The organism is Micromonospora sp. NPDC049900 (assembly GCF_044461025.1).
Lineage (GTDB): Bacteria > Actinomycetota > Actinomycetes > Mycobacteriales > Micromonosporaceae > Micromonospora.
Genome location: NZ_JBITKM010000004.1, coordinates 400,922 through 420,907 on the forward strand (window position 1 = coordinate 400,922; position 19,986 = coordinate 420,907).

Annotated in this window: 18 protein-coding genes, 1 pseudogene and 1 riboswitch; of the genes and pseudogenes, 14 read left to right on the plus strand and 5 right to left on the minus strand. The window is 73.2% G+C overall.

Features of this window, described 5'->3' with window-relative positions:
* Positions 1–9 precede the first annotated feature (9 nt).
* Entirely contained in the window at positions 10–1,419 is a 1,410-nt protein-coding gene (gene gltX, locus ACIBMZ_RS13460) for a glutamate--tRNA ligase (protein WP_396693342.1), read from the plus strand.
* Between the two features lie 59 nt (positions 1,420–1,478).
* On the opposite strand, the gene ACIBMZ_RS13465 is transcribed toward gltX, so the two are convergent.
* The gene (locus tag ACIBMZ_RS13465) at positions 1,479–2,120 is read right to left on the minus strand and encodes a copper resistance protein CopC (RefSeq protein WP_396693344.1); all 642 of its coding nucleotides are present in this window, start codon (positions 2,118–2,120) and stop codon (positions 1,479–1,481) included.
* Positions 2,121–2,342: 222 nt separating this feature from the next.
* Between ACIBMZ_RS13465 and ACIBMZ_RS13470 the strand changes: the two genes are divergently transcribed.
* Entirely contained in the window at positions 2,343–2,987 is a 645-nt protein-coding gene (locus ACIBMZ_RS13470) for a hypothetical protein (RefSeq protein ID WP_396693345.1), read from the plus strand.
* Positions 2,988–3,020: 33 nt separating this feature from the next.
* Here the strand turns inward: ACIBMZ_RS13470 and ACIBMZ_RS13475 are convergent, their stop codons facing one another.
* Positions 3,021–3,377, minus strand: a complete 357-nt coding sequence (locus ACIBMZ_RS13475) for a hypothetical protein (protein WP_396693347.1) — start codon at positions 3,375–3,377, stop codon at positions 3,021–3,023.
* A gap of 101 nt (positions 3,378–3,478) precedes the next feature.
* Between ACIBMZ_RS13475 and ACIBMZ_RS13480 the strand changes: the two genes are divergently transcribed.
* From ACIBMZ_RS13480 to fabF, 5 genes and pseudogenes are all read left to right on the plus strand, one after another.
* On the plus strand, positions 3,479–4,789 hold the full coding sequence (locus ACIBMZ_RS13480; protein ID WP_396693349.1) for a PucR family transcriptional regulator: 1,311 nt from the start codon (positions 3,479–3,481) through the stop codon (positions 4,787–4,789).
* Positions 4,790–4,867: 78 nt separating this feature from the next.
* Positions 4,868–5,785: pseudogene (locus ACIBMZ_RS13485) on the plus strand (ACP S-malonyltransferase); the annotation flags it as partial.
* 73 nt (positions 5,786–5,858) lie between these two features.
* Positions 5,859–6,803 carry a beta-ketoacyl-ACP synthase III gene (locus ACIBMZ_RS13490; RefSeq protein WP_396693351.1) on the plus strand — a complete coding sequence of 315 codons (945 nt, stop codon included), beginning with the start codon at positions 5,859–5,861 and terminating at the stop codon, positions 6,801–6,803.
* An 83-nt stretch (positions 6,804–6,886) separates the two neighbouring features.
* Entirely contained in the window at positions 6,887–7,126 is a 240-nt protein-coding gene (locus tag ACIBMZ_RS13495) for an acyl carrier protein (protein WP_053653162.1), read from the plus strand.
* Positions 7,127–7,128: 2 nt separating this feature from the next.
* Complete coding sequence (gene fabF, locus ACIBMZ_RS13500; RefSeq protein WP_396693353.1) at positions 7,129–8,355, plus strand: beta-ketoacyl-ACP synthase II; 1,227 nt, start codon at positions 7,129–7,131, stop codon at positions 8,353–8,355.
* A gap of 112 nt (positions 8,356–8,467) precedes the next feature.
* On the opposite strand, the gene ACIBMZ_RS13505 is transcribed toward fabF, so the two are convergent.
* Both ACIBMZ_RS13505 and ACIBMZ_RS13510 read right to left on the minus strand, forming a co-directional pair.
* A complete protein-coding gene (locus tag ACIBMZ_RS13505) occupies positions 8,468–10,198 on the minus strand; it encodes a glycoside hydrolase family 3 protein (protein ID WP_396693355.1) in 1,731 nt (576 codons plus the stop codon).
* Positions 10,199–10,293: 95 nt separating this feature from the next.
* Positions 10,294–10,785, minus strand: coding sequence for a DUF3145 domain-containing protein (locus ACIBMZ_RS13510; RefSeq protein ID WP_396693357.1), 492 nt, complete (start codon positions 10,783–10,785; stop codon positions 10,294–10,296).
* A gap of 312 nt (positions 10,786–11,097) precedes the next feature.
* On the opposite strand from ACIBMZ_RS13510, the gene ACIBMZ_RS13515 reads away from it, so the two are divergent.
* Positions 11,098–11,427, plus strand: coding sequence for a hypothetical protein (locus tag ACIBMZ_RS13515; protein ID WP_117229745.1), 330 nt, complete (start codon positions 11,098–11,100; stop codon positions 11,425–11,427).
* 233 nt (positions 11,428–11,660) lie between these two features.
* Here the strand turns inward: ACIBMZ_RS13515 and ACIBMZ_RS13520 are convergent, their stop codons facing one another.
* A complete protein-coding gene (locus ACIBMZ_RS13520) occupies positions 11,661–12,305 on the minus strand; it encodes a carbonic anhydrase (RefSeq protein ID WP_396693359.1) in 645 nt (214 codons plus the stop codon).
* Between the two features lie 149 nt (positions 12,306–12,454).
* On the opposite strand from ACIBMZ_RS13520, the gene ACIBMZ_RS13525 reads away from it, so the two are divergent.
* The 6 genes from ACIBMZ_RS13525 (at position 12,455) to surE (ending at position 19,986) form a co-directional block, all read left to right on the plus strand.
* A complete protein-coding gene (locus ACIBMZ_RS13525) occupies positions 12,455–13,399 on the plus strand; it encodes an alpha/beta fold hydrolase (RefSeq protein ID WP_396693361.1) in 945 nt (314 codons plus the stop codon).
* A 93-nt stretch (positions 13,400–13,492) separates the two neighbouring features.
* Positions 13,493–15,607, plus strand: a complete 2,115-nt coding sequence (locus tag ACIBMZ_RS13530; protein WP_396693363.1) for a HelD family protein — start codon at positions 13,493–13,495, stop codon at positions 15,605–15,607.
* Positions 15,608–15,673: 66 nt separating this feature from the next.
* Positions 15,674–16,591 (plus strand): cation diffusion facilitator family transporter, encoded by a 918-nt coding sequence (locus ACIBMZ_RS13535; RefSeq protein WP_396693365.1) that lies wholly within the window; start codon positions 15,674–15,676, stop codon positions 16,589–16,591.
* A 151-nt stretch (positions 16,592–16,742) separates the two neighbouring features.
* Positions 16,743–16,875: riboswitch (cyclic di-AMP (ydaO/yuaA leader) on the plus strand.
* A gap of 4 nt (positions 16,876–16,879) precedes the next feature.
* The gene (locus ACIBMZ_RS13540) at positions 16,880–17,962 is read left to right on the plus strand and encodes a coiled-coil domain-containing protein (RefSeq protein WP_396693367.1); all 1,083 of its coding nucleotides are present in this window, start codon (positions 16,880–16,882) and stop codon (positions 17,960–17,962) included.
* Between the two features lie 237 nt (positions 17,963–18,199).
* On the plus strand, positions 18,200–19,165 hold the full coding sequence (locus ACIBMZ_RS13545; protein WP_396693534.1) for a PfkB family carbohydrate kinase: 966 nt from the start codon (positions 18,200–18,202) through the stop codon (positions 19,163–19,165).
* Positions 19,162–19,986, plus strand: a complete 825-nt coding sequence (surE, locus tag ACIBMZ_RS13550) for a 5'/3'-nucleotidase SurE (RefSeq protein WP_396693369.1) — start codon at positions 19,162–19,164, stop codon at positions 19,984–19,986. Before ACIBMZ_RS13545 ends, surE begins: the two co-directional genes overlap by 4 nt.

The following is a 19,986-nucleotide window of genomic DNA, read 5'->3' on the forward strand; positions in this document are numbered from 1 at the left end:
CTGGGGGTCGTGACGGTACGTGTGCGATTCGCCCCCTCCCCGACCGGTATGTTCCACGTCGGCGGCGCCCGCTCGGCGCTGCAGAACTGGATCTACGCCAAGCAGCAGGGCGGGGTGTTCGTGCTGCGTATCGAGGACACCGACGCGGCGCGCAACAAGCCGGAGTGGACCGAGGGCATCCTGTCGGCGCTGGACTGGATCGGCATCGAGCGGGGCAGCTACGAGGGCCCCTGGTTCCAGTCCTCGTACGCCGACGAGCACCGCGCCGCCGCCCGACGGCTGTACGACTCGGGTCGCGCGTACTACTGCGACTGCACCCGGGAGGCGGTGCAGGCCCGGACCGGTAACCAGTACACCGGCTACGACGGGTACTGCCGCGACCGGGGTCTGCCGCCCGGCGAGGGCCGCGCGCTGCGCTTCCGTACGCCCGACGAGGGCTCGACCGTGGTCGTCGACCTGATCCGGGGCGAGCCGACCTTCGAGAACAAGCTCATCGAGGACTTCGTGATCGCCCGGGGCGACGGGTCCCCGGTCTTCCTGCTGGCCAACGTCGTGGACGACATGACGATGGGGATCACCCACGTGATCCGGGCCGAGGAGCACCTGCCCAACACCCCGAAGCAGCAGTTGCTCTGGGATGCCCTCGGGGTGAAGCCGCCGATCTGGGCGCACGTGCCGGTGGTGGTCAACGAGAAGCGGCAGAAGCTGTCCAAGCGACGGGACAAGGTCGCGCTGGAGGCGTACCGGGACGAGGGGTACCTCGCCGCCGCGATGCGCAACTATCTGATGCTGCTCGGCTGGGCGCCCTCCGGCGACCGGGAGATCGTGCCCTGGTCGGTGATCGAGGACGAGTTCCGGCTGGACGAGGTCAACCCGTCGCCGGCCTTCTTCGACGAGAAGAAGCTGCGGGCGTTCAACGGCGAGTACATCCGGGCGCTGCCGGTCGAGGAGTTCGTCGAGGTCTGCGGGCCGTGGCTGACCGGTACCGGCAGCATTCCGCCGCCGCCGTGGCAGCCCGACGAGTTCGACGCGGCCACGTTCGCCGCGGTGGCACCGCTGGCCCAGACCCGCATCGCGGTGCTCAGCGAGATCGTCCCGAACGTCGACTTCCTCTTCCTCGCCTCGCCGCTGATCGACGAGGCGGCCTGGGCCAAGGCGATGAAGGAGGGCTCGGGCGAGCTGCTGGACGACGCCATCGCCGCCTTCGAGGCGGTGACGTCGTGGGACGCGGCGACGCTCAAGACCACCATGGAGGAGGTCGGCGCGGCGCGCGGTCTCAAGCTCGGCAAGGCCCAGGCACCGGTACGGGTCGCGGTCACCGGCCGGACGGTCGGGTTGCCGCTGTTCGAGTCGTTGGAGCTGCTCGGCGCCGAGCGCACCCTGACCCGGCTGCGCGCCGCCCGCGCCCGCCTGTTCTAGCTGTCCCATCTAAGGAGGGGTCCCCTGCTAACGCCTGATGTATAGCAGGGGACCCCTCCTTACTTCCGGGCCCCGCGACGCCGGATCAGCCGGGCGGTCGCCAGCACGACGAGCAGGACCAGGGCACCGATGCCCGTCCACCACCAGCCGGCGCCCGACGACTCACCCGATCGGGGCATCGGGGTGGCCACCAGCGGCCCGGACGTCGATGGGGTGGGCGTGCCCTCCGCCGCGGGCGGGGTCGACGGGGCGGCGCTGTCGGGCGGTGTCGACGGGGCGGCGAGGCTCGGCGACGCGCTCGGGTCGGCGGGCGTACCGGTGGTGAGCGTGAACCGGACCTCTCCGGAGATCGGATGGCCGTCGCCGGAGACGATCTCGTACCCGATCCTGTACAGGCCCGCCCGGCCCGGGGTGAACGGCGCGCTGATCCGGTTGCCGGAGATCCTGGCTGGTCCGCCGAGTGCGTCCACGTCGTCCGGTCCGGTGACCGTGAGCGTGGTGGTCTCCTCGTCGAGCCGGGCGAGGAAGCGCAACTCGACCCGCTCGGGCGCGGTCGCGACGCGGGCACCGTCGCGGGGGTCGCTTCCGGTCAGTTGGTTGTGCGCGGCGGCCGGGTTCACCGGCAGCAGCAGCGACACACCGAGCGCCACGCCGAACACCACTGTCCAGCACCGCAGCGTACGCGCTACCCTGCCCCACATCACGGCCTCCGTACAGGTAAGATCCGCCCCGCGTGTCCATGGCTGATCATTGGTCGATTCGCGATCGCAGATAGTTCCAATTAGTGTTTCACCAGCTGCAACCAATCGTCGTTCCGCGGAGTCTTAGAGGTGGTTACCCGTCCTGTGGGCACGGTTACCGCCGTCGGCCTTCCAACGCGTGACTCTGCAGCAAGCCGACCATCGACGGGGCGAGGAGGCGGCATGGTCCGACGGATGAGGCGACTGACCGCGATAGCGATCGGTGGAGCCGCCGCGGTGTTGTTGTCACTGGCCTTCGTCGAGCCCGCCAAGGCCGCACCGAAGGCGCCACCGGCCGGCGTCGACATCACCGGCCACGGGCTGGCCGAGCCGCTGCGGCTGCGCCACGGCACCGAGCCTGGGCAGGTGGCCGCCGTCATCGACCAGGTGAGCCGTTCCCTGCCTCGGACGAGCGCGCCCAAGAAGGCCGACCTCGGTCCGAAGTACACCGTCGTGGTGCTGGCGGGTGACACTCCGAAGCAGACCTACGACCTCTATCCGAAGGCGGTCGGCGGGCCGCGGGTCTACCGACCGGCCAAGCAGCCGGACGCCCGAAAGACCACCGCGGCCTGGTTCCTCGGCCGGTTCAGCATGTCGGAGACCCTGCGCACCGCCGGGGTGCCGCTGGAGCGGACGTACGAACCGGTCAGCGGCGGGGCCGGCGGAGGCGAACGGATCATCCCGGAGGACGCGCTCAACCCCGCCCAGGACATCAACGAGGCGTTCAGCGACCTGCGTCGCCTGCTCCTGCTGAACGTCGCGGTGATGCTGGTGATCACGCTCGGCCTGGCCGGGATCGCACTGCTGGTCCGCCGCCGGACCCGCTGATCCCGAGCACCGCCCTGCCGGATCCGCTGGGCCTCAGCACCAGCGGCGCGGGGGGCGTTCCCGGCGGGCCGTACGTAGTGCCGGGCGGACCGGACCGTGCCGGTGGGCGCCGGCCCAGCCGGGCCGGTCGCTTCGACAGCCGCCGGTGGCCGGATCCGACACCGAGGTATCGCCCGTACGCTGGCGCGGCACCACGGGGTCGACGGGGCGCGGGCGTACCGGAGCGACGTCCTCCTCGGGACGATCGGCCGCCCGTGTCGGCGCGGGGTCGCCCGGGTCGGCCAGGCCGATGAGCCGACGGTGGTGCTTGGCGGGGACCGGATGCTCGTGCGACCCCAGTCGGCAGGGCTCCCCCTGGGCGCAGCCGTGGTCAGCCTCCCCGTGCGCCATCGGTGTCTCCTCACGCTCGCCCTCACCCGTCGGTGCCCACCCGACGTGCCTCGTTACCGTACTGGCCGGCTCCGACGGGCCGTGCAGCGCGTACCGACCGGGTGCTTCCGGGGCTCCCGACTCCTGCCGGCGAGGGCCAGCTCAGGACATGTCAGGCTAGGCGGGTGAGCGAGTCGGGCGGGACGGACCTGTCGGCCACGCTGCGCCGGATCGAACGGGCCGCCGGCGCGCTGGCCACCGACAGCGTGGCCCGGATGGACGACACCCTGCCCTGGTTCCGGGAGCTGCCCGCCGACCAGCGGTCCTGGGTGATGCTGGTGGCGCAGGCCGGCGCGCGCTCCCTGGTGCAGTGGCTGCGCTCCGACGGCGGCCCGGACAAGGGCACCCAGGAGGTCTCCGACGAGGTGTTCGCCACCGCGCCGCAGGCGCTGGCCCGGTCGATCACACTCCAACAGACCGTCGCCCTGATCAAGGTCACCATCGACGTGGTCGAGGAGCAGGTCGACGACCTGGCCGCACCGGGCGAGGCGGCGCAGTTGCGCGAGGCGGTGCTGCGCTACTCCCGGGAGATCGCCTTCGCCGCGGCCCGGGTGTACGCCCGGGCGGCCGAGTCGCGCGGTTCCTGGGACGCCCGGCTCCAGGCCCTGTTGGTCGACGCGCTGCTGCGGGGCGACTCGCCGGACGTTCTGGCCAGCCGGGCCGCCGCGCTCGGCTGGACGGACGCGCCGCCGGTCGCGGTGGCGGTCGGCCCCTCTCCCGGCGGGGAGGTCGCCGCCGTGCTGCACACCGTCTACCGGCAGGCCCGGCGGGTCGGGGTCGAGGTGATCGGCGGCGTGCACGGGGACCGTCTGGTGATCGTGCTCGGTGGGGCGGCGGACCCGGTGGCGGCCACCGCCGAGCTGCTCTCCGCCTTCGGTGACGGCCCGGTGGTCGTCGGCCCCTCGGTGCCGAGCCTGGACGAGGCCACCGAGTCGGCCCGGGCCGCGCTGGCCGGATACCGGGCGGCCCCGGCGTGGCCGGCCGCGCCCCGGCCGGTCTACGCCGGTGACCTGCTGCCCGAACGCGCCCTGGCCGGCGACGCGGAGGCCCGGCGGCGGCTGCGGCACGACGTGTACGCGGTGCTGGTGCGGGCCGGCGGCGAATTGCTGGAGACGCTGGACGCCTTCTTCGCCGCCGGCGGCACGCTGGAGAGCGCGGCACGGGCGCTGTACGTCCACCCCAACACGGTGCGGTACCGGCTGCGGCGGATCTCCGACGTCACCGGGTTCAGCCCGTTGTCGCCCCGGGACGCCTTCGCGCTGCGGGTGGCGTTGACCGTGGGCCGGTTGGATCCGGTGGTGCCGACCCCGACATTGGCCCCACCGACCGGTAAAAGATCACAGGTCGGCGATGACCAGCACCAATCTTTGTAGGATCCCTCCAAAGGTCCTAGTGCGGTTTGGTACCGGTCGGCACAGCGCAACCGGTGGGTATCCGGGAGAGTCATAGACGTGCTCGCCGTACTCTGCCCCGGCCAGGGTTCTCAGAAACCCGGCTTCCTGACTCCCTGGCTCGACCTGCCCGGCGCCGAGGCGCGGCTGCGTCACTGGTCCGCGCTGGCCGGCGTCGATCTGGTGCACCTGGGCACCGAGGCCGACGCCGACGAGATCCGGGACACCGCCCGTACCCAACCGCTGCTGGTGGCCGCGGCGCTGCTCGCCGCCGAGCACCTGCCGATGCAGGACGTGGCGCTGACCGCCGGGCACAGCGTCGGCGAACTCGGCGCGGCGGCGCTGGCGGGGGCACTGCCTGCGGACGCCGCGATCTCGCTCGCCGGGGTACGCGGCCGGGAGATGGCCGCCGCCTGCGCGCTGGAACCGACCGGCATGGCCGCCGTCCTCGGCGGCGACCCGGACGAGGTGCTCGCCGCGATCGAGGGGCACGGGCTGCACGCCGCGAACCGCAACGGCACCGGGCAGGTCGTCGCCGCCGGTGCGGTCGACGGCCTGGAGAAGCTGGCCGCCGAGCCGCCGGCCCAGACGAGGGTCATCCGGCTCCAGGTGGCTGGCGCCTTCCACACCCCGTACATGGCTCCCGCGGAGGCGGCGCTGGCCACGGTGGCGGCCGACGTCACCACCGGCGACCCGACCCGGATCCTGCTCTCCAACCTCGACGGCACCGCCGTCGGGCAGGGCGCGGAGATGCTCCAGCGGCTGGTCCGCCAGGTCACCGCCCCGGTCCGCTGGGACCTGTGCATGGCCACCCTCGCCGACCTGGGGGTGACCGGCGTGATCGAGCTGCCGCCCGCCGGTACGCTCGCCGGACTGGTCAAGCGGGAGCTCAAGGGTCCCGGCCTGCCGGAGATCGTGACGCTGACCACCCCGGACAAGCTGCCCGCCGCCCGCGACCTGATCGCCCGCGTCGCCGGAGGGCAGGCGTGAGCGCAGTCCGCCTCAGTCCGTCCGACTCCCGTGCCGAGATCGACCGTAGGAAGGGCTCGTCATGAGCGGCAGTCGCATCCTCTCCCTGGGGCACTACCAGCCGTCCCGGGTGGTGACCAACGACGAGATCGCCGAGCTGGTGGAGACCAACGACGCGTGGATCCGGGACCGGGTCGGGATCGCCAGCCGGCGGATCGCCGGTGACGAGACGGTCGCCGACATGGCCGCCGCCGCCGCGGACAAGGCGCTGGCCAACTCCGGGCTGACCGCCTCCGACATCGACCTGGTCGTGGTGGCGACCTGCACCTCGATCGACCGCAGCCCGAACGTGGCCTGCCGGGTAGCGGCCAAGCTGGGCATCGACGCCCCGGGGGCGTTCGACCTGAACACGGCCTGCTCCGGGTTCGCCTACGCGCTGGGCACCGTGGACCACGCGGTGCGCGCCGGTGCCAGCCGCAACGCCATCGTGATCGGCGCGGAGAAGCTCTCCGACTTCATCGACTGGAACGACCGCTCGACCTGCATCATCTTCGGCGACGGCGCGGGTGCCGCGGTGGTCACCGCCGCACCCGAGGGCGAGCCGGCCGGGATCGGCCCGGTCGTCTGGGGCTCGGTGCCGGAACGCGGCGAGGCGGTACGCATCGAGGGCTGGCGCCCGTACATCGCGCAGGAGGGGCAGACGGTGTTCCGGTGGGCCACCACCGCCCTGGCGCCGTTGGCGTTGCAGGCGTGCGAGCGGGCCGGGGTCGATCCGTCGGAGCTGGCCGCGTTCGTCCCGCACCAGGCCAACACCCGGATCATCGACGGCATCGCGAAGCGGCTGAAGATCCCGCAGGCGATCGTCGCGAAGGACCTGATCGAGTCCGGCAACACCTCGGCGGCCAGCATCCCGCTGGCCCTGTCGAAGCTGGTGGAGCGCCGCGAGGTGCCCTCCGGCGCGCCGGTGCTGCTGTTCGGTTTCGGCGGTGGCCTGACCTACGCCGGTCAGGTCGTCCGCTGCCCCTGATACCTCCTCGGCGCGCAGGCGCAGAGGTGTGACGGACGGCGTCGCCGACCGTCGAGAAATCCCGATGAGAGGAACCCACCGCAATGACCCGTGACGAGATCACCACCGGCCTCGCCGAGATCCTCGAAGAGGTTGCCGGGGTGAACCCGGACGACGTGGCCGAGGGGAAGTCCTTCACCGACGACCTGGACGTCGACTCGCTCTCCATGGTGGAGGTCGTGGTGGCGGCCGAGGAGAAGTTCGGCGTCAAGATCCCGGACAACGAGGTCCAGAACCTCAAGACGGTCGGGGACGCCGTGAGCTACATCGAGGCGCAGTCCTGATCATGAGTCGTCCTGACGTCGTCGTCACCGGGCTCGGCGCGACCACCCCGCTGGGCGGGGACGTCGCGTCGACCTGGGACGCCATGCTCGCCGGCCGCTCCGGGGTGGGTGCGCTCACCCAGGAGTGGGCCGGTCAGTTGCCGGTCCGGATCGCCGCCGAACTGGCGGTCGATCCTTCCACCGTCCTGGACCGGGTGAAGCTGCGCCGGCTGGACCGCTCCGAGGCGATCGCGTTGATCGCCGCCCACCAGGCCTGGGCCGACGCCGGCCTGGTCGACGCCGGAGCGGATCCGGAACGGATCGGGGTCAGCATCGGCTCCGGCATCGGTGGCGCGGTCACCCTGCTCAACCAGGACGACATCCTGGAGGCGTCCGGCCCCCGGCGGGTCTCCCCGCACACCGTGCCCATGCTGATGCCCAACGGTCCCGCCGCGTGGGTGGGTCTGGAACTCGGCGCCCAGGCCGGTGTGCACTCGGTGGCCAGCGCCTGCGCGACTGGCGCGGAGGCGATCGCGCTGGGTCTGGACATGATCCGGGCCGGTCGGGCCGACGTGGTGGTGGCCGGTGGCACCGAAGCGGTGATCCACGCGCTGCCGATCGCCGGTTTCGCCTCGATGCGGGCCATGTCGACCCGCAACGACGAGCCCGAGCGGGCCTCCCGACCGTGGGACAAGGGCCGGGACGGCTTCGTCCTCGGTGAGGGCGCCGGCATCGTGGTGCTGGAGCGCGCCGAGCACGCCGCCGCCCGGGGTGCCCGGGTGTACGCGCGGCTGGCCGGCGCCGGTATCACCTCCGACGGCTACGACATCGTCCAGCCGCACCCGGAGGGCGCCGGGGCGATCCGGGCCATCGCGAAGGCGATCGCCGACGCGGACGTGGACCGGGCCGACATCAGCCACGTCAACGCGCATGCCACGTCCACCCCGGTGGGCGACATCGCCGAGATCAAGGCACTGCACGCGGCGCTGGGCGACCACCCGGTGCTGACCGCCACCAAGTCGATGTCCGGGCACCTGCTCGGCGCGGCCGGCGCGCTGGAGTCGATCGCCACCATCCTGTCGATCCGCGACAGCGTGGTCCCGCCGACGATCAACCTGGACGACCCGGACGACGGCCTCGACCTCGAGGTGGCCGCCGGCAAGGCCCGCCACATGGACATCCCGGCCGCGCTGAACAACTCGTTCGGCTTCGGCGGTCACAACGTGGCGCTCGTCTTCACCCGGGCCTGAGACACCCGGCGGCGCACATCACCGCAGCGCCGCACCGACCCCGCCGACGCACCACGCGTCGGCGGGGTCGTGGCTTGTTCCGGCCCGGTCGGCCCCGCCGGGCGTCGGCGGGTCAGCCGCAGGTGGTGGCGGGCAGCCCGGAGACCTTTACCGGGGACCGTCCGCGCGGCGCGGCCTTGCCCGCCAGGACGTCGGCGAGCGCCGTCATCGAGGCCCGGCTCGACGAGTACGTGGCCAGCAGCGTCGGCGAACCCGCCTGCGCCAGCACGTACGGGGTGTCCATGGCGACCGTGACGGCGGCTCCGGAGCGCAGGTCGCGGGCCCCGTCGCCGTACCCGACGAGGTGCACGACCGTGCCGCCGCTGGACACCACCTGCACCCCGGCGGCGGTGAGCGCCTCGGTCAGCGCGGTCCGGGTGTGCTCCCGCCCGCCGGAGGCGGTGACGGTCACCGGGCCCTTGACCCCGCTGGTGTCGCACCGGCCCTTGAACACGGTCACCGCGGCGGCGGCCAGGTCACCGGCGGCGTCGAGGTGCGCCGGAGCGCGCAGCGTCGACATCTCCGGGACCGGCTTGTCGGCCAGGGTGAACTTCATGGTCAGGACGCGGGTGGCCGCCTCCACCAGTCGGGCCCGGGGCAGTGAGCCGTCCCGCAGCGCCGTCAGCAGCCCGTCGTACGCCTGACCGACGTGCGGCGGCATGAGGATCAGGTCGTTGCCGGCCTTGAGTGCGCGTACCGCCGCCTCACCCGGCCCCCAGCGGCGGGCCGGCGGCATGTTCATCCCGTCGGTGACGACCACGCCCTGGAAGCCGAGTTCACCGCGCAGCACGTCGGTGAGGAGTTTGCGGGAGAAGGTGGCGGCCACCCCCGGATCGACCTCGGCCACGTCCAGGTGGGCGGACATCACGGCCAGGGCGCCCGCCTCGATGCCGGCGGTGAAGGGGGGCCACGCCTCGGCGGCGAGCTTCTTGCGCGACTGGCTGAGCACCGGCAGGTCCTCGTGCGAGTCGACGGCGCTGTGCCCGTGCCCGGGGAAGTGCTTGACGGTGGCCGCGACGCCGGACGCCTGCAACCCTCGGACCGCACCGCCGACCTGGCCGGCGGCCCGTTCCGGGTCGGCGCCGAAGGACCGGGAACCGATCACCGTGCTGCGCTTCACCAGCACGTCGGCGACCGGCGCGAAGTCGAGGTTGATCCCCATCGCGGCCAGCTCGGTGCCGGCGGCCCGCCAGGCGGCCTCGGTCAACGCCGGATCGTCGGCGGCACCGGCGGCGAGCGCGCTGGGCAGCATGGTCACCCCGTCGGTGATCCGGGTCACCACGCCGTACTCCTGGTCGGTGCCGATCAGGAACGGCGCCGTACCGGCGGGCAGCTTGCCGGCGGCCTCGCGCAGACCGGTGGTGAGCTGGCGGACCTGCTTCGGGTTGTCGACGTTGGTGGTCGCCTGGTTGCTCTGGGTCGGGTCGTCGGCGCTGAAGCCGACCAGGATCAGCCCACCGAGCCGGTACTTCTCGATCATCTCGGCCGGGGTGTCCACGCCACCGAGGTTCCGGTTGCCGGCCGCCGATCCGGCCGAGACCTCGGTGGCCTGGTCGCCGTAGGCGTACGGCATCAGCACCTGGCCGACCAGGTCCTCGTCGGCGAGTTCGGCGACCAGCGCGGCGGCCCGGGCGGCCGGATCGTCCGGCGGTGCGCTCGACGGCGGTGCCGATTCGGTGGCCGGGGCCGACGACGGGGTGGTCCCCGGTCGCTGCCCGGCTCCCGAGCAGCCGGTGACGAGTAACGCGGTCACGGCGACGAACGCGGCGACGACGCGCCGAGGGGTGGTCGACACGCGGCCCATCCCACCAGCTTGTCGCGGACCGGGGCAACTCGACCGCCAGCCGGTGGACGGGCGGCCGGTACGCCGCCGGAGGTGGCGGGCCTCGGGTCGCCCGCTCAGCCGACCCGGGTGAGCAGGGTCACCGGAGCGCCGTCACCGGCGTGACGGTACGGCTCCAGCTCGGCGTCCCAGGCGGTGCCGAGCGCCTTGTCCAGCGCGTGCGCGAGCGCCTCCGGCCCCCGGGCGGCGGCCATGATGCTGCGCAGCCGGTCCTCGCCGAGCTGGATGTCCCCGGCGGCACCGACCGTGGCCCGGAACAGCCCGCGCCCCGGCACGTACATGAAGCGTTCTCCGTCGGCGCCCGGGCTGGGCTCCTCGGTCACCTCGAAACGGATCATGGGCCACTGCCGGAGGGCAGCAGCCAGTTCGGCGCCCGTCCCCGGGCGACCGGACCACCCGCACTCGGCCCGGCGGGCGCCGGGATCGACGGGTTGAGCCGTCCACTGCAGGTTGACCGGCGCGACAAGGACGCGCGCGATCGCCCACTCGACGTGTGAGCACACGGCGAGCGGGGTCGAATGGACGTATACGACGCCACGCGTTGGCACGGTGACCTCCCGGAGAGCGAGGTGCGTCTTCCCCTACGACCTCGACCCGGACCGGGTGCGTTGCTGGAACACATGATGACTCCTGTGACGGATGGTGCGCCAGCGAATCGGGAAATCCGCCGGTCGGAATACCCGGACAGGTGACTGCGGTTCCACCTCGTGACGCCGCGACGACCAGCCGGGATCGTGGCTCGTGTACAGTTCCATCGGCGGCCTGTGCCGCGTACAGCCTCTGCGGGTCACCCGTTCGGTACCGCCCGCACCAGCCCCCGGACGTTTCCCGTCCTCCGTACGTCTGCAAGGAGTACCTCCGTGGCGAGCAACACCTCTAAGACCGCGCGCGCGTCAGTCCGGGCCGGCCAGGCTGGCCAGGGTGGCGCACTCAGCGTGCTGGGCGAGTTCAAGTACCTGATCCCGCTCAACGGCGGCAAGCACGCCTACGTGCGGAACCTGACCAACGGCAAGACCGCGCACCTGCGCACCGACTCCGAGGCCTTCGTCGAGGAGATCCGGGTGCTGGCCGCCGCCGGACACGCCACCAAGATCCGGGCGGAGATCAACGGCCTCAACGCCGCCCACCCGGGCGACGGCTGGGACGCCACCGAGAAGCGCCTGGTCGAGGCCGGTGTCTTCGAGGGCTGAGCCCCGCACCACAGCCCCGCACCACCCGCACCATCACGAACGCCCGCCGGGCCCACCCGGCGGGCGTTCGCGCGTCCCCACCCGCCCACGTCACCCCAGGACGCCGCGCCACACCCCCACCCCGTCGATCATGGACTTGTGGCAGTGATAAACCACATGAAAAGCCTCGGAACACGAGCCACGAGTCCATGATCGCGCGGCCCCGAGCGGGCGGCGGCGGGGCGGGGGGCGGGTCAGGGGGTGGGGGGTAGGAGGGCGACCTCGCCGGTGGTGAGGGTGTAGAGGGCACCGGTCACGGCGACCCGGCCGGAGGCGACGGCGGGGGCCAGGAGCGGGTCGGCGCGCAGGGTCGTGACGGTGCGCCGGACGTGCCGGCGTACGGCCAGGGGCTGCACCTGCGGGTCGTCCAGCCCCACCTCGGTCACCGCCGGGGCGATCCGGTCGATCAGGTGGGCCAGGGCACCGGACGGGCGACGACCGGTACGCAGTGTGTCGATCGTCGCGGCCACCGCGCCGCAACGCTCGTGACCGAGCACCATCACCAGTGGTACGCCCAACACGTCCACCACGTACTCGATCGAGCCGAGGACCGCGCGGTCCAGCACGTGGCCACCGGTGCGGATGACGCAGATCGAGCCGAAGGTCTGATCGAAGATCGCCTCCAGCGGCACCCGCGAGTCGATGCAGCCGAGCAGGACCGCGTACGGCTGCTGGTCGCCGGAGGCGCACGCGGCGGCGGCGCTGACGTCGTGTCCGTGCACCGGCTGGCCACTGACGAAGCGGCGGTTGCCGGCGAGCAGTTCGGCCAGTGCGGCGCGGGGGGTTCCGCCGGCCGCTCGGTCGTCCGGTCGTGGGTCGGCCGTCCGGGGCGTCGCCATGGTCCCAGCTTGACCGGATCGTCCTGCCGACGTACCCGGTTCCGGGATCTTCTCAGCACCCCGATTCGCGTGGTCTCATAACGGGTAGCCGGTGTTACCGCCGGGTATCCCCGGTGTTACCGCATCCGCGTGTGCCTGGGGAGGTGGCGATGTCAGATCCGGTCGAGGTGCGACTGAGCGACGACGTACGCCTGCACGTGGACGTCGACGGCCCGGCGGACGCCGAGGTCACGGCGGTCCTGGTGCACGGCTGGACGCTCGACGGGCGTAGCTGGCACCGGCAGGTGGCGGCGCTGCGCACGGCGTACCGGTCGGTGCGGGTGGTCAGCTACGACGCGCGGGGGCATGGCCGGTCGAGCTGCATGACGCTGCCCACGGCGACACTGGCGCAACTCGGTGACGACCTGGCCGCGGTGCTGGACGCGGTGGTGCCGACCGGGCGGGTGGTGCTGGTGGGTCACTCCATGGGCGGCATGACGATCATGGAGTACGCGCACCGGCACCCCGGGCACTTCGCCCGCCGGGTGGCCGGGCTGGTCTTCGTCTCGACCACCGCCGAGGGGCACACGCACACGGTCTACGGCCTGTCACCCCGGATCGCCCGGATCATCCGGCTGGCGGAGACCACCGGGGCCGGGGTGCTCGCCCGCTGCGGCGCCTGGCGTCCGCCCCGGGCCCTGCTGCGCGCGCTCCGTCCCAGCATTCGCTGGATGCTCTTCGGCGACCGCTGCGACCCGACCGACATCCGCCTGGTCACCTCTGCGGTGGCGCGCGCCTCGCTACGCTCGATCGGCGGGTTCCGGGCCTCCTTCGGCGCCCAGCACCGGCTGGAGACGCTGGCCGCGCTGGCGGACCTGCCGGCGGCGGCGCTGGTCGGCGACCGGGACCGGCTCACCCCGCCGCCGTGCGCGGAGTCGATCGCCGCCGCGCTGCCGGCCACCGAGCTGACCGTCTGTCCCGGGGCCGGGCACATGTTGATGATGGAGCGTCCCGAGGAGGTCACCGCGGCGCTCTCCGGTGTGCTGGATCGGGTGCTCGCCGAGGCCCGGCCCACCGGTCGCCGCTCCGCCGCCGGCCGCGCCCGCCGCCGGTAGGACTCGCACCCGGACCGGTGCCTCCGCACGTCCGCGAGGTGGGGCGTAATCTCGTGCGGTTGGCCGGGCCGGCGTGACGAGGAGAACGAAGCGGTGGACCAGAGCACCCTGGACCAGGAGATCGCCGTCGAGCAACGGCATCTCGACCGGGTGTACGCACGACTGGCCGAGCTGCGGCGCGCGGCGGTCCGTGCCGAGCGGGACGGTTACCGGCTGGCCCGGGTCGGAAACTTCGGCGCGCTGGTGGAGCGGGACGCCATGGTGTTCCACGCCGCGCAGCGCCGCCACGTGCTCGACGCCGAGTACGAGGGGCTCGTCTTCGGCCGTCTGGACCTGCGCGACGGGCAGGTGTTCCACGTCGGACGGCTGGGCATCCGGGACGAGGACGCCGCGACCCTGGTGGTCGACTGGCGTGCCCCGGCGGCTGCCCCGTTCTATCAGGCCACCCCGGCCGAGCCGCTCGGTGTGGTGCGCCGCCGGACGATCCAGTCCAGCCGGGAGCGGGTCACCCGGATCGAGGACGACCTGCTCGACCCGGACGCCGCTCCGGCGGAGATGGCGGTGGTCGGCGACGGCGCGCTGCTGGCGAACCTGTCCCGGACCACCGGTCGGGGGATGCGCGACATCGTCGCGACCATCCAGCGCGAGCAGGACGAGGCCATCCGCTCCCCCGGTTCGGGGGTGACGCTGGTGTCCGGCGGCCCGGGCACCGGCAAGACGGCGGTGGCGCTGCACCGCGCCGCGTACCTGCTCTACTCCGACCGCAGCCGGTACGCCGGTGGCGGCATCCTGGTGGTCGGCCCGTCCTCGGTCTTCGTCGAGTACATCGCCTCGGTGCTGCCGTCCCTGGGCGAGGACACCGCGACCCTGCACTCGCTGGGCACCCTCTTCCCCGGGCTGGTCGCCACCCGCACCGACCCGGTCGAGGTGGCCGCGGTCAAGGGGTCGCTGCGGATGCGCCGACTGTTGGAGCGGGCGGCCCGGGACGGCGTACCCGATTCGCCGGCCGAGCTGCGCCTGCTCTACCGGGGGCAGTTGCTGCGGCTGGAGCGCGCCGAGTTGGACGCCGTCCGGGAGCGGGCGCTGCCCCGGGGGGCGCGACGCAACGAGGTCCGCCGGGCCGGTTTCGACGGCATCCTGGCGGCGCTCTGGGCACAGGCCCGCCGGTTGGGCATCCCCCGGCTGCCCGAGCAGCGGGCCTTCGAGGACGAGCTGATCGACCGGACGGATTTCCGGGACTTCCTCAAGGCGTGGTGGCCCCGGCTGCATCCCCGCCACGTGCTCGGCTGGCTGGCCGATCCGGAGCGGCTGCGCCGGTACGCCGCCGGGCTGCTGTCCCGGGCCGAGATCCGGCTGCTGGAGCAGGCGTACCGGGGGCTGGCCGCCGAGGGGCCGACCGTCGCCGACGTGGCGCTGCTCGACGAGTTGGACGCGTTGCTCGGCAAGCCGGTGCGTCCGGCCCGGGCGAAACGTGACCCGTTCCAGCTCGCCGGTGGGGTGCGCGAGCTGAGCACGTACGCCGACCGGCAGCGGGCCGCCCGCCAGGCCGCTCGCGAGCGACCCGAGGACTACCGCGACTACGCGCACGTGGTGGTGGACGAGTCGCAGGACGTCTCACCGATGCAGTGGCGGATGATCGGCCGACGCGGTCGGCTGGCCTCGTGGACGGTGGTGGGTGACCCGGCGCAGACCGCGTGGACGGGAGATCCGCAGGAGCTGTCCCGGGCCCGGGACCAGGCGTTGGGACGCCGTCGACGGCACCGGTTCACGCTCACCACCAACTACCGCAACTCGGCGGAGATCTTCGCCGTGGCGGCGGCCGAGATCCGCCGGGCGTACCCGGACCTGGCCCTGCCCACCGCGGTCCGGACCACCGGGATCGACCCGGTGGAGCTGGTGGTGCCGGCGACGGAGTTGGAGACCAGCGTGCTGACCGCCGCGAGCACGCTGTTGGGCGAGGTCGAGGGCACCGTCGGGGTGATCACGCCGGTGCCGCGCCGGGACGAGGTCGCGGCCTGGCTGGGCGGGCTCGGCGGCGAGCGTCTCCAGGTGGTGACCAGCCTGGAGGCCAAGGGCATGGAGTACGACGGGGTGGTGCTGGTCGCCCCCGGCGAGATCCGTGCCGATCCCGGCTCCGGCGTGCGTACGCTCTACGTCGCCCTGTCCCGGGCCACCCAGCGGCTGACCACGGTCGACCTGACCGACTGAGCGCGCACATATAGCAATGTCGGCATAGCTCCGCCCCGGGTCGGACGCAGCGCGCAAGGTGTCTGCGTGGGCGCGGGCCACGACCACCACCACGCCGCGGTGTCGCACGCCGCACACCGCCACTCCGGCCGGCTGTGGGCGGCGTTCGTGCTGCTCACCACGCTGATGGTGGTGGAGGCGGTGACCGCCCTGCGGACCGGCTCGCTAGCCCTGCTCTCCGACGCCGGGCACATGTTCACCGACGTGCTCGGCATCGGGATGGCGCTCGCGGCTCTCACCGCCGCCCGGCGCGTGGACGCCCATCCGCAACGCACCTTCGGCCTCTATCGGTTGGAGGTGCTCGCCGCGTTGGCCAACGCGGTGCTGCTCGTCGGCGTCGCCGGTTACGTGCTGGTCGAGGCGGTACGCCGGTTCGGCGACCCGCCGCAGGTGCGGACCGGGCCGGTGCTGGTGGTGGCCACGCTCGGCCTGCTCGCCAACCTGGTCGCGTTCGCGCTGCTGCGTCCCGGGGCGCGGGAGAGCATCAACCTGCGCGGGGCGTACCTGGAGGTGCTGGCGGACCTGCTCGGCTCGCTGGGCGTGATCGCGGCGGCGGCGCTGACCGCGCTGACCGGATGGTGGTGGACGGACCCGCTGGTGGCGGTGGCGATCGGCGCGTTCATCCTGCCGCGCACCTGGCGTCTGGGCCGGGCGGCGGTCCGCATCCTGGTGCAGGCCGCCCCGGAGCACCTCCAGGTCACCGCCGTGCACGACCGGCTGGCCGCGGTGCCCGGCGTGGCCGACGTCCACGACCTGCACGTCTGGACGCTCACCTCCGGGATGGAGGTGGCCTCGGCCCACCTGGCCACGGCCGAGGGCGCCGAGGTCGGCGCGGTGCTCCGCGCGGCCCGGACGGCGCTGCGCGAGGACTTCGACATCACGCACGCGACGCTCCAGATCGAGCCCGCGACGAGTGCCGGTGCCTGCGGGACGGTGGAGTGGTAGCGGGACCAGTAGCGCGAAAGACAACAAAAATACCTTATGTCTGGTTTACTCGTGGTCAGGGGAACACCAGGAGTCACACCGGCTGCACGGTCCCCACCAGCACCGGTAGGCTCGGACCCGGTCTCCGCCAGGCGGCACTCGACGGTGCCGGCGGTGACCGCCGCCTAATCGCCCGCGAGGGCGAACCGGGGAACCATGTTCCAGGGGTGCATCCGCGTCCAGCGGTAGGGATCTTCCGTCCCGAACCCGTCAGCTAACCCGGTCGGCGGCTGACGGAAGGACATGTGCATGCCAGCAGTGGCAACCGTGAGACCGGCCGCCCGTACGGCGGCCCTGATCGCCGCGGGGCTCGCCCTCGCCCTGGGCGCCGCGCTCGCTCCGTTCAGCGCTGCCTCCGCGGCCCCCGGTGACGTCGGCGACGAGGGCGGCACACCGGCGCTACGCGCCCAGTTGGAGGCGGCCAGCAAGGGCTACCTCGACGCCAAGACCGCCCTGGACCGCTCGGTCGACCGGCAGAAGAAGCTCGCCGAGCAGCTCACCACGACCGAGGGCCAGCTCACCGAACGCAGCGCCAAGGTCGCCGAGATCGCCGCGCAGGCGTATCGCGGCGGTCGACTCGGTGCGGCGACGGCGCTGCTCAACAGCGGCTCCCCGGCCGGCTTCATGGACCGGGCGGCGGCACTGGACGCGGTGGCGGCCAACGAGGAACGCGCGCTGCGGGACCTGCGGGCCACCCGCGACGAGGTCGGCAGGACCAAGCAGGCCCTCGACGTCGAGGTGCAGGAGCAGCGCAAGCAGGTGGCCGTGATGGCCAAGCGCAAGGAGCAGGCCGAGCGCTCGCTGACCGTGGCCGAGGAACGCGCCGAGCGGGCCGAGCGGGCCGCGGCGCAGGAGCGGGCCAGCCGGACCCCGGCACGCAGCGGCGGTTCCAGCAGCCCCACGGCCAAGCCCGCGCCGCGCAACGCCAACGGCTCCTGGCCGGCCGAGTCGTGCAGCGTCAACGACCCCACCCCGGCCAACGGCTGCATCACCCCGCGCACCCTGCACGCGCTCAACCAGACCAAGGCGGCCGGCTTCACCAGGTACGTCTCCTGCTACCGCGCGGGCGGCTCGGGTGAGCACCCGAAGGGTCGGGCCTGCGACTTCGCGGCGCAGAAGAACGGCTTCGGCGGGGTCGCCACCGGCGGCGACCGGACGTACGGCAACAACCTGGCGGCGTTCTACGTCAACAACGCCGACCGTCTCGCCGTGCTCTACGTGATCTGGTACAAGCAGATCTGGCTGCCCAGCAGCGGCTGGCGCACGTACAGCGGCGCGCGTGGCGACCCGTCCAGCGACCACACCAACCACGTGCACCTGTCGGTGTACTGATCCACACGGCACGCCGGGTGGCCGCCCTCGTGAGGGACGGTCCACCCGGCGTCGTCGTTCCCGCACGCCGCCCCGGCCGTCCCGGACCGCCCCGCCCGTCGCCGCGCGCTCTCGGCCCACCTTGGTTACCGTCGACATCGAAGCGGACATTTCGTGGCGACCGGGAGGAACGGTTATGAGCGGACCGCAGTGGACCCAGTGCGACGGTGCGTCGTGAGCGCGCCGACCGGGCACGTGATGGTCTTCGCGCCGACGCCCCTGCTCACGGTCACGATCGACCAGCCCAACGACACGCCGGAACTGCACCTGCACCCCGGCGGCCAGGGGGTCTGGCAGGCCCGCATGGTGCTGTCGCACGGCATCGACGTGGTGCTCTGCACCGCCCTCGGCGGCGAGATCGGACAGGTGCTGGAGCCGTTGCTGGTCAGCGAGGGCGTCGACCTCAAGGTGGTGGCGCGCGACTCCGGCGGCAGCGGCGGGTACGTGCACGACCGTCGGGAGGGCACCCGGCAGGAGATCGTCGACGTGACCGGGCAGCCGCTGAGCCGACACGAGCTGGACGAGCTCTACAACCTGGCGCTCGGCGAGGGACTGCGGGCGGCGGTGAGCATCCTGAGCGGCCCGAACGACCCGTCGCTGGTCCCCGCCGACCTGTACCGGCGTTTCGCCGCCGACCTCGGCGCCAACGGCAGCCGGGTGGTGGTGGACCTCTGCGGCGACCACCTCAACGCCGTGCTGGACAGCGGGGTCTTCTTCGTCAAGGTCAGCCACGAGGAGCTGATCGCCGACGGTCGCGCAACCGACGACGACGAGGAGCAGCTCACCCGAGCGATGTACGACCTGCACGCCAACGGGGCCGAGAACGTGGTGGTCAGCCGCGCCGACAAGCCGGCACTGGCCCTCGTCGACGGCGAGGTCTTCGAGGTGCGGATGCCCCGCCTGGAGGCGGCCGACCCGCGAGGTGCGGGTGACTCGATGACCGCCAGCGTGGCCGCCGTGGTGGCGCGCGGCGGTGACGTACGTACCGCGATCCGGACCGGCGCGGCGGCCGGCGCGCTGAACGTCACCCGGCACGGGCTGGGCACCGGGCGGCTCGACTCGATCACCGGCCTGGTGGACCGGGTACGCCTGGAGCCGGCCGGCGTCCGCCGGCAGGAACGCACCACCCCCGACGAGTTGGCGCACCGGGTGGGTGGCGCATGACGTTGCGCGTGCTGATCACCAACGACGACGGGATCGCCGCGCCGGGTATCCAGGCGCTGGCCCGGGCGGCGGTGGACCGGGGGCTGGACGTGGTGGTCGCGGCCCCGTTGGAGGAGGCGAGCGGCACCAGCGCCGCGATGAGCGCGGTCGAGCAGGACGGGCAGGTGGTGGTCCACGAGCATCCGCTGCCGGGGCTGGCCGGGGTGCCGGCCTTCGGGGTGGGCGGCTCGCCCGGCTTCATCGCGTTGATCGCCGTGCACGGCGCGTTCGGGCCGCCGCCGACGGTGCTGCTCTCCGGCATCAACCGGGGGGCGAACGCGGGCCGGGCGGTGTTGCACTCCGGCACCGTGGGCGCGGCGTTCACCGCCGCCGCCAACGGCTGCCGGGCGTTGGCGGTGTCGCTGGACGTGCTCTCCGCCGGTGAGGCGACCGCCGTCAGCGGCGGGGCCGCGGTGGCCGCCGCGGCCCGGGTACGCGACGCCGAACGGAACTGGGCGACCGCCGCCCACGTCGCCCTGGACCTGCTCCCCCGGCTGACCGCCGGGCCGGCGGAGAGCGTGCTCAACGTCAACTCGCCGGACGTGCCGCCCGACCGGCTGCGCGGCGTACGTCGGGCGGGGCTGGCGACCTTCGGGCAGGTGCAGATGACCGTCGCCGAGTCCGGCCACGGTTTCGTGCGGACCGCGTTGGAGGAACCCGGTCAGGCGGTGCAGCCCGGCACCGACCTGGCGTGGCTCGCCGACGGGTACGCCACGGTGACCGCGGTCCGCGCCGTCACCGAGGTCTCCGACGTGAACCTGTCCGGCCTCGACGGCGACTGA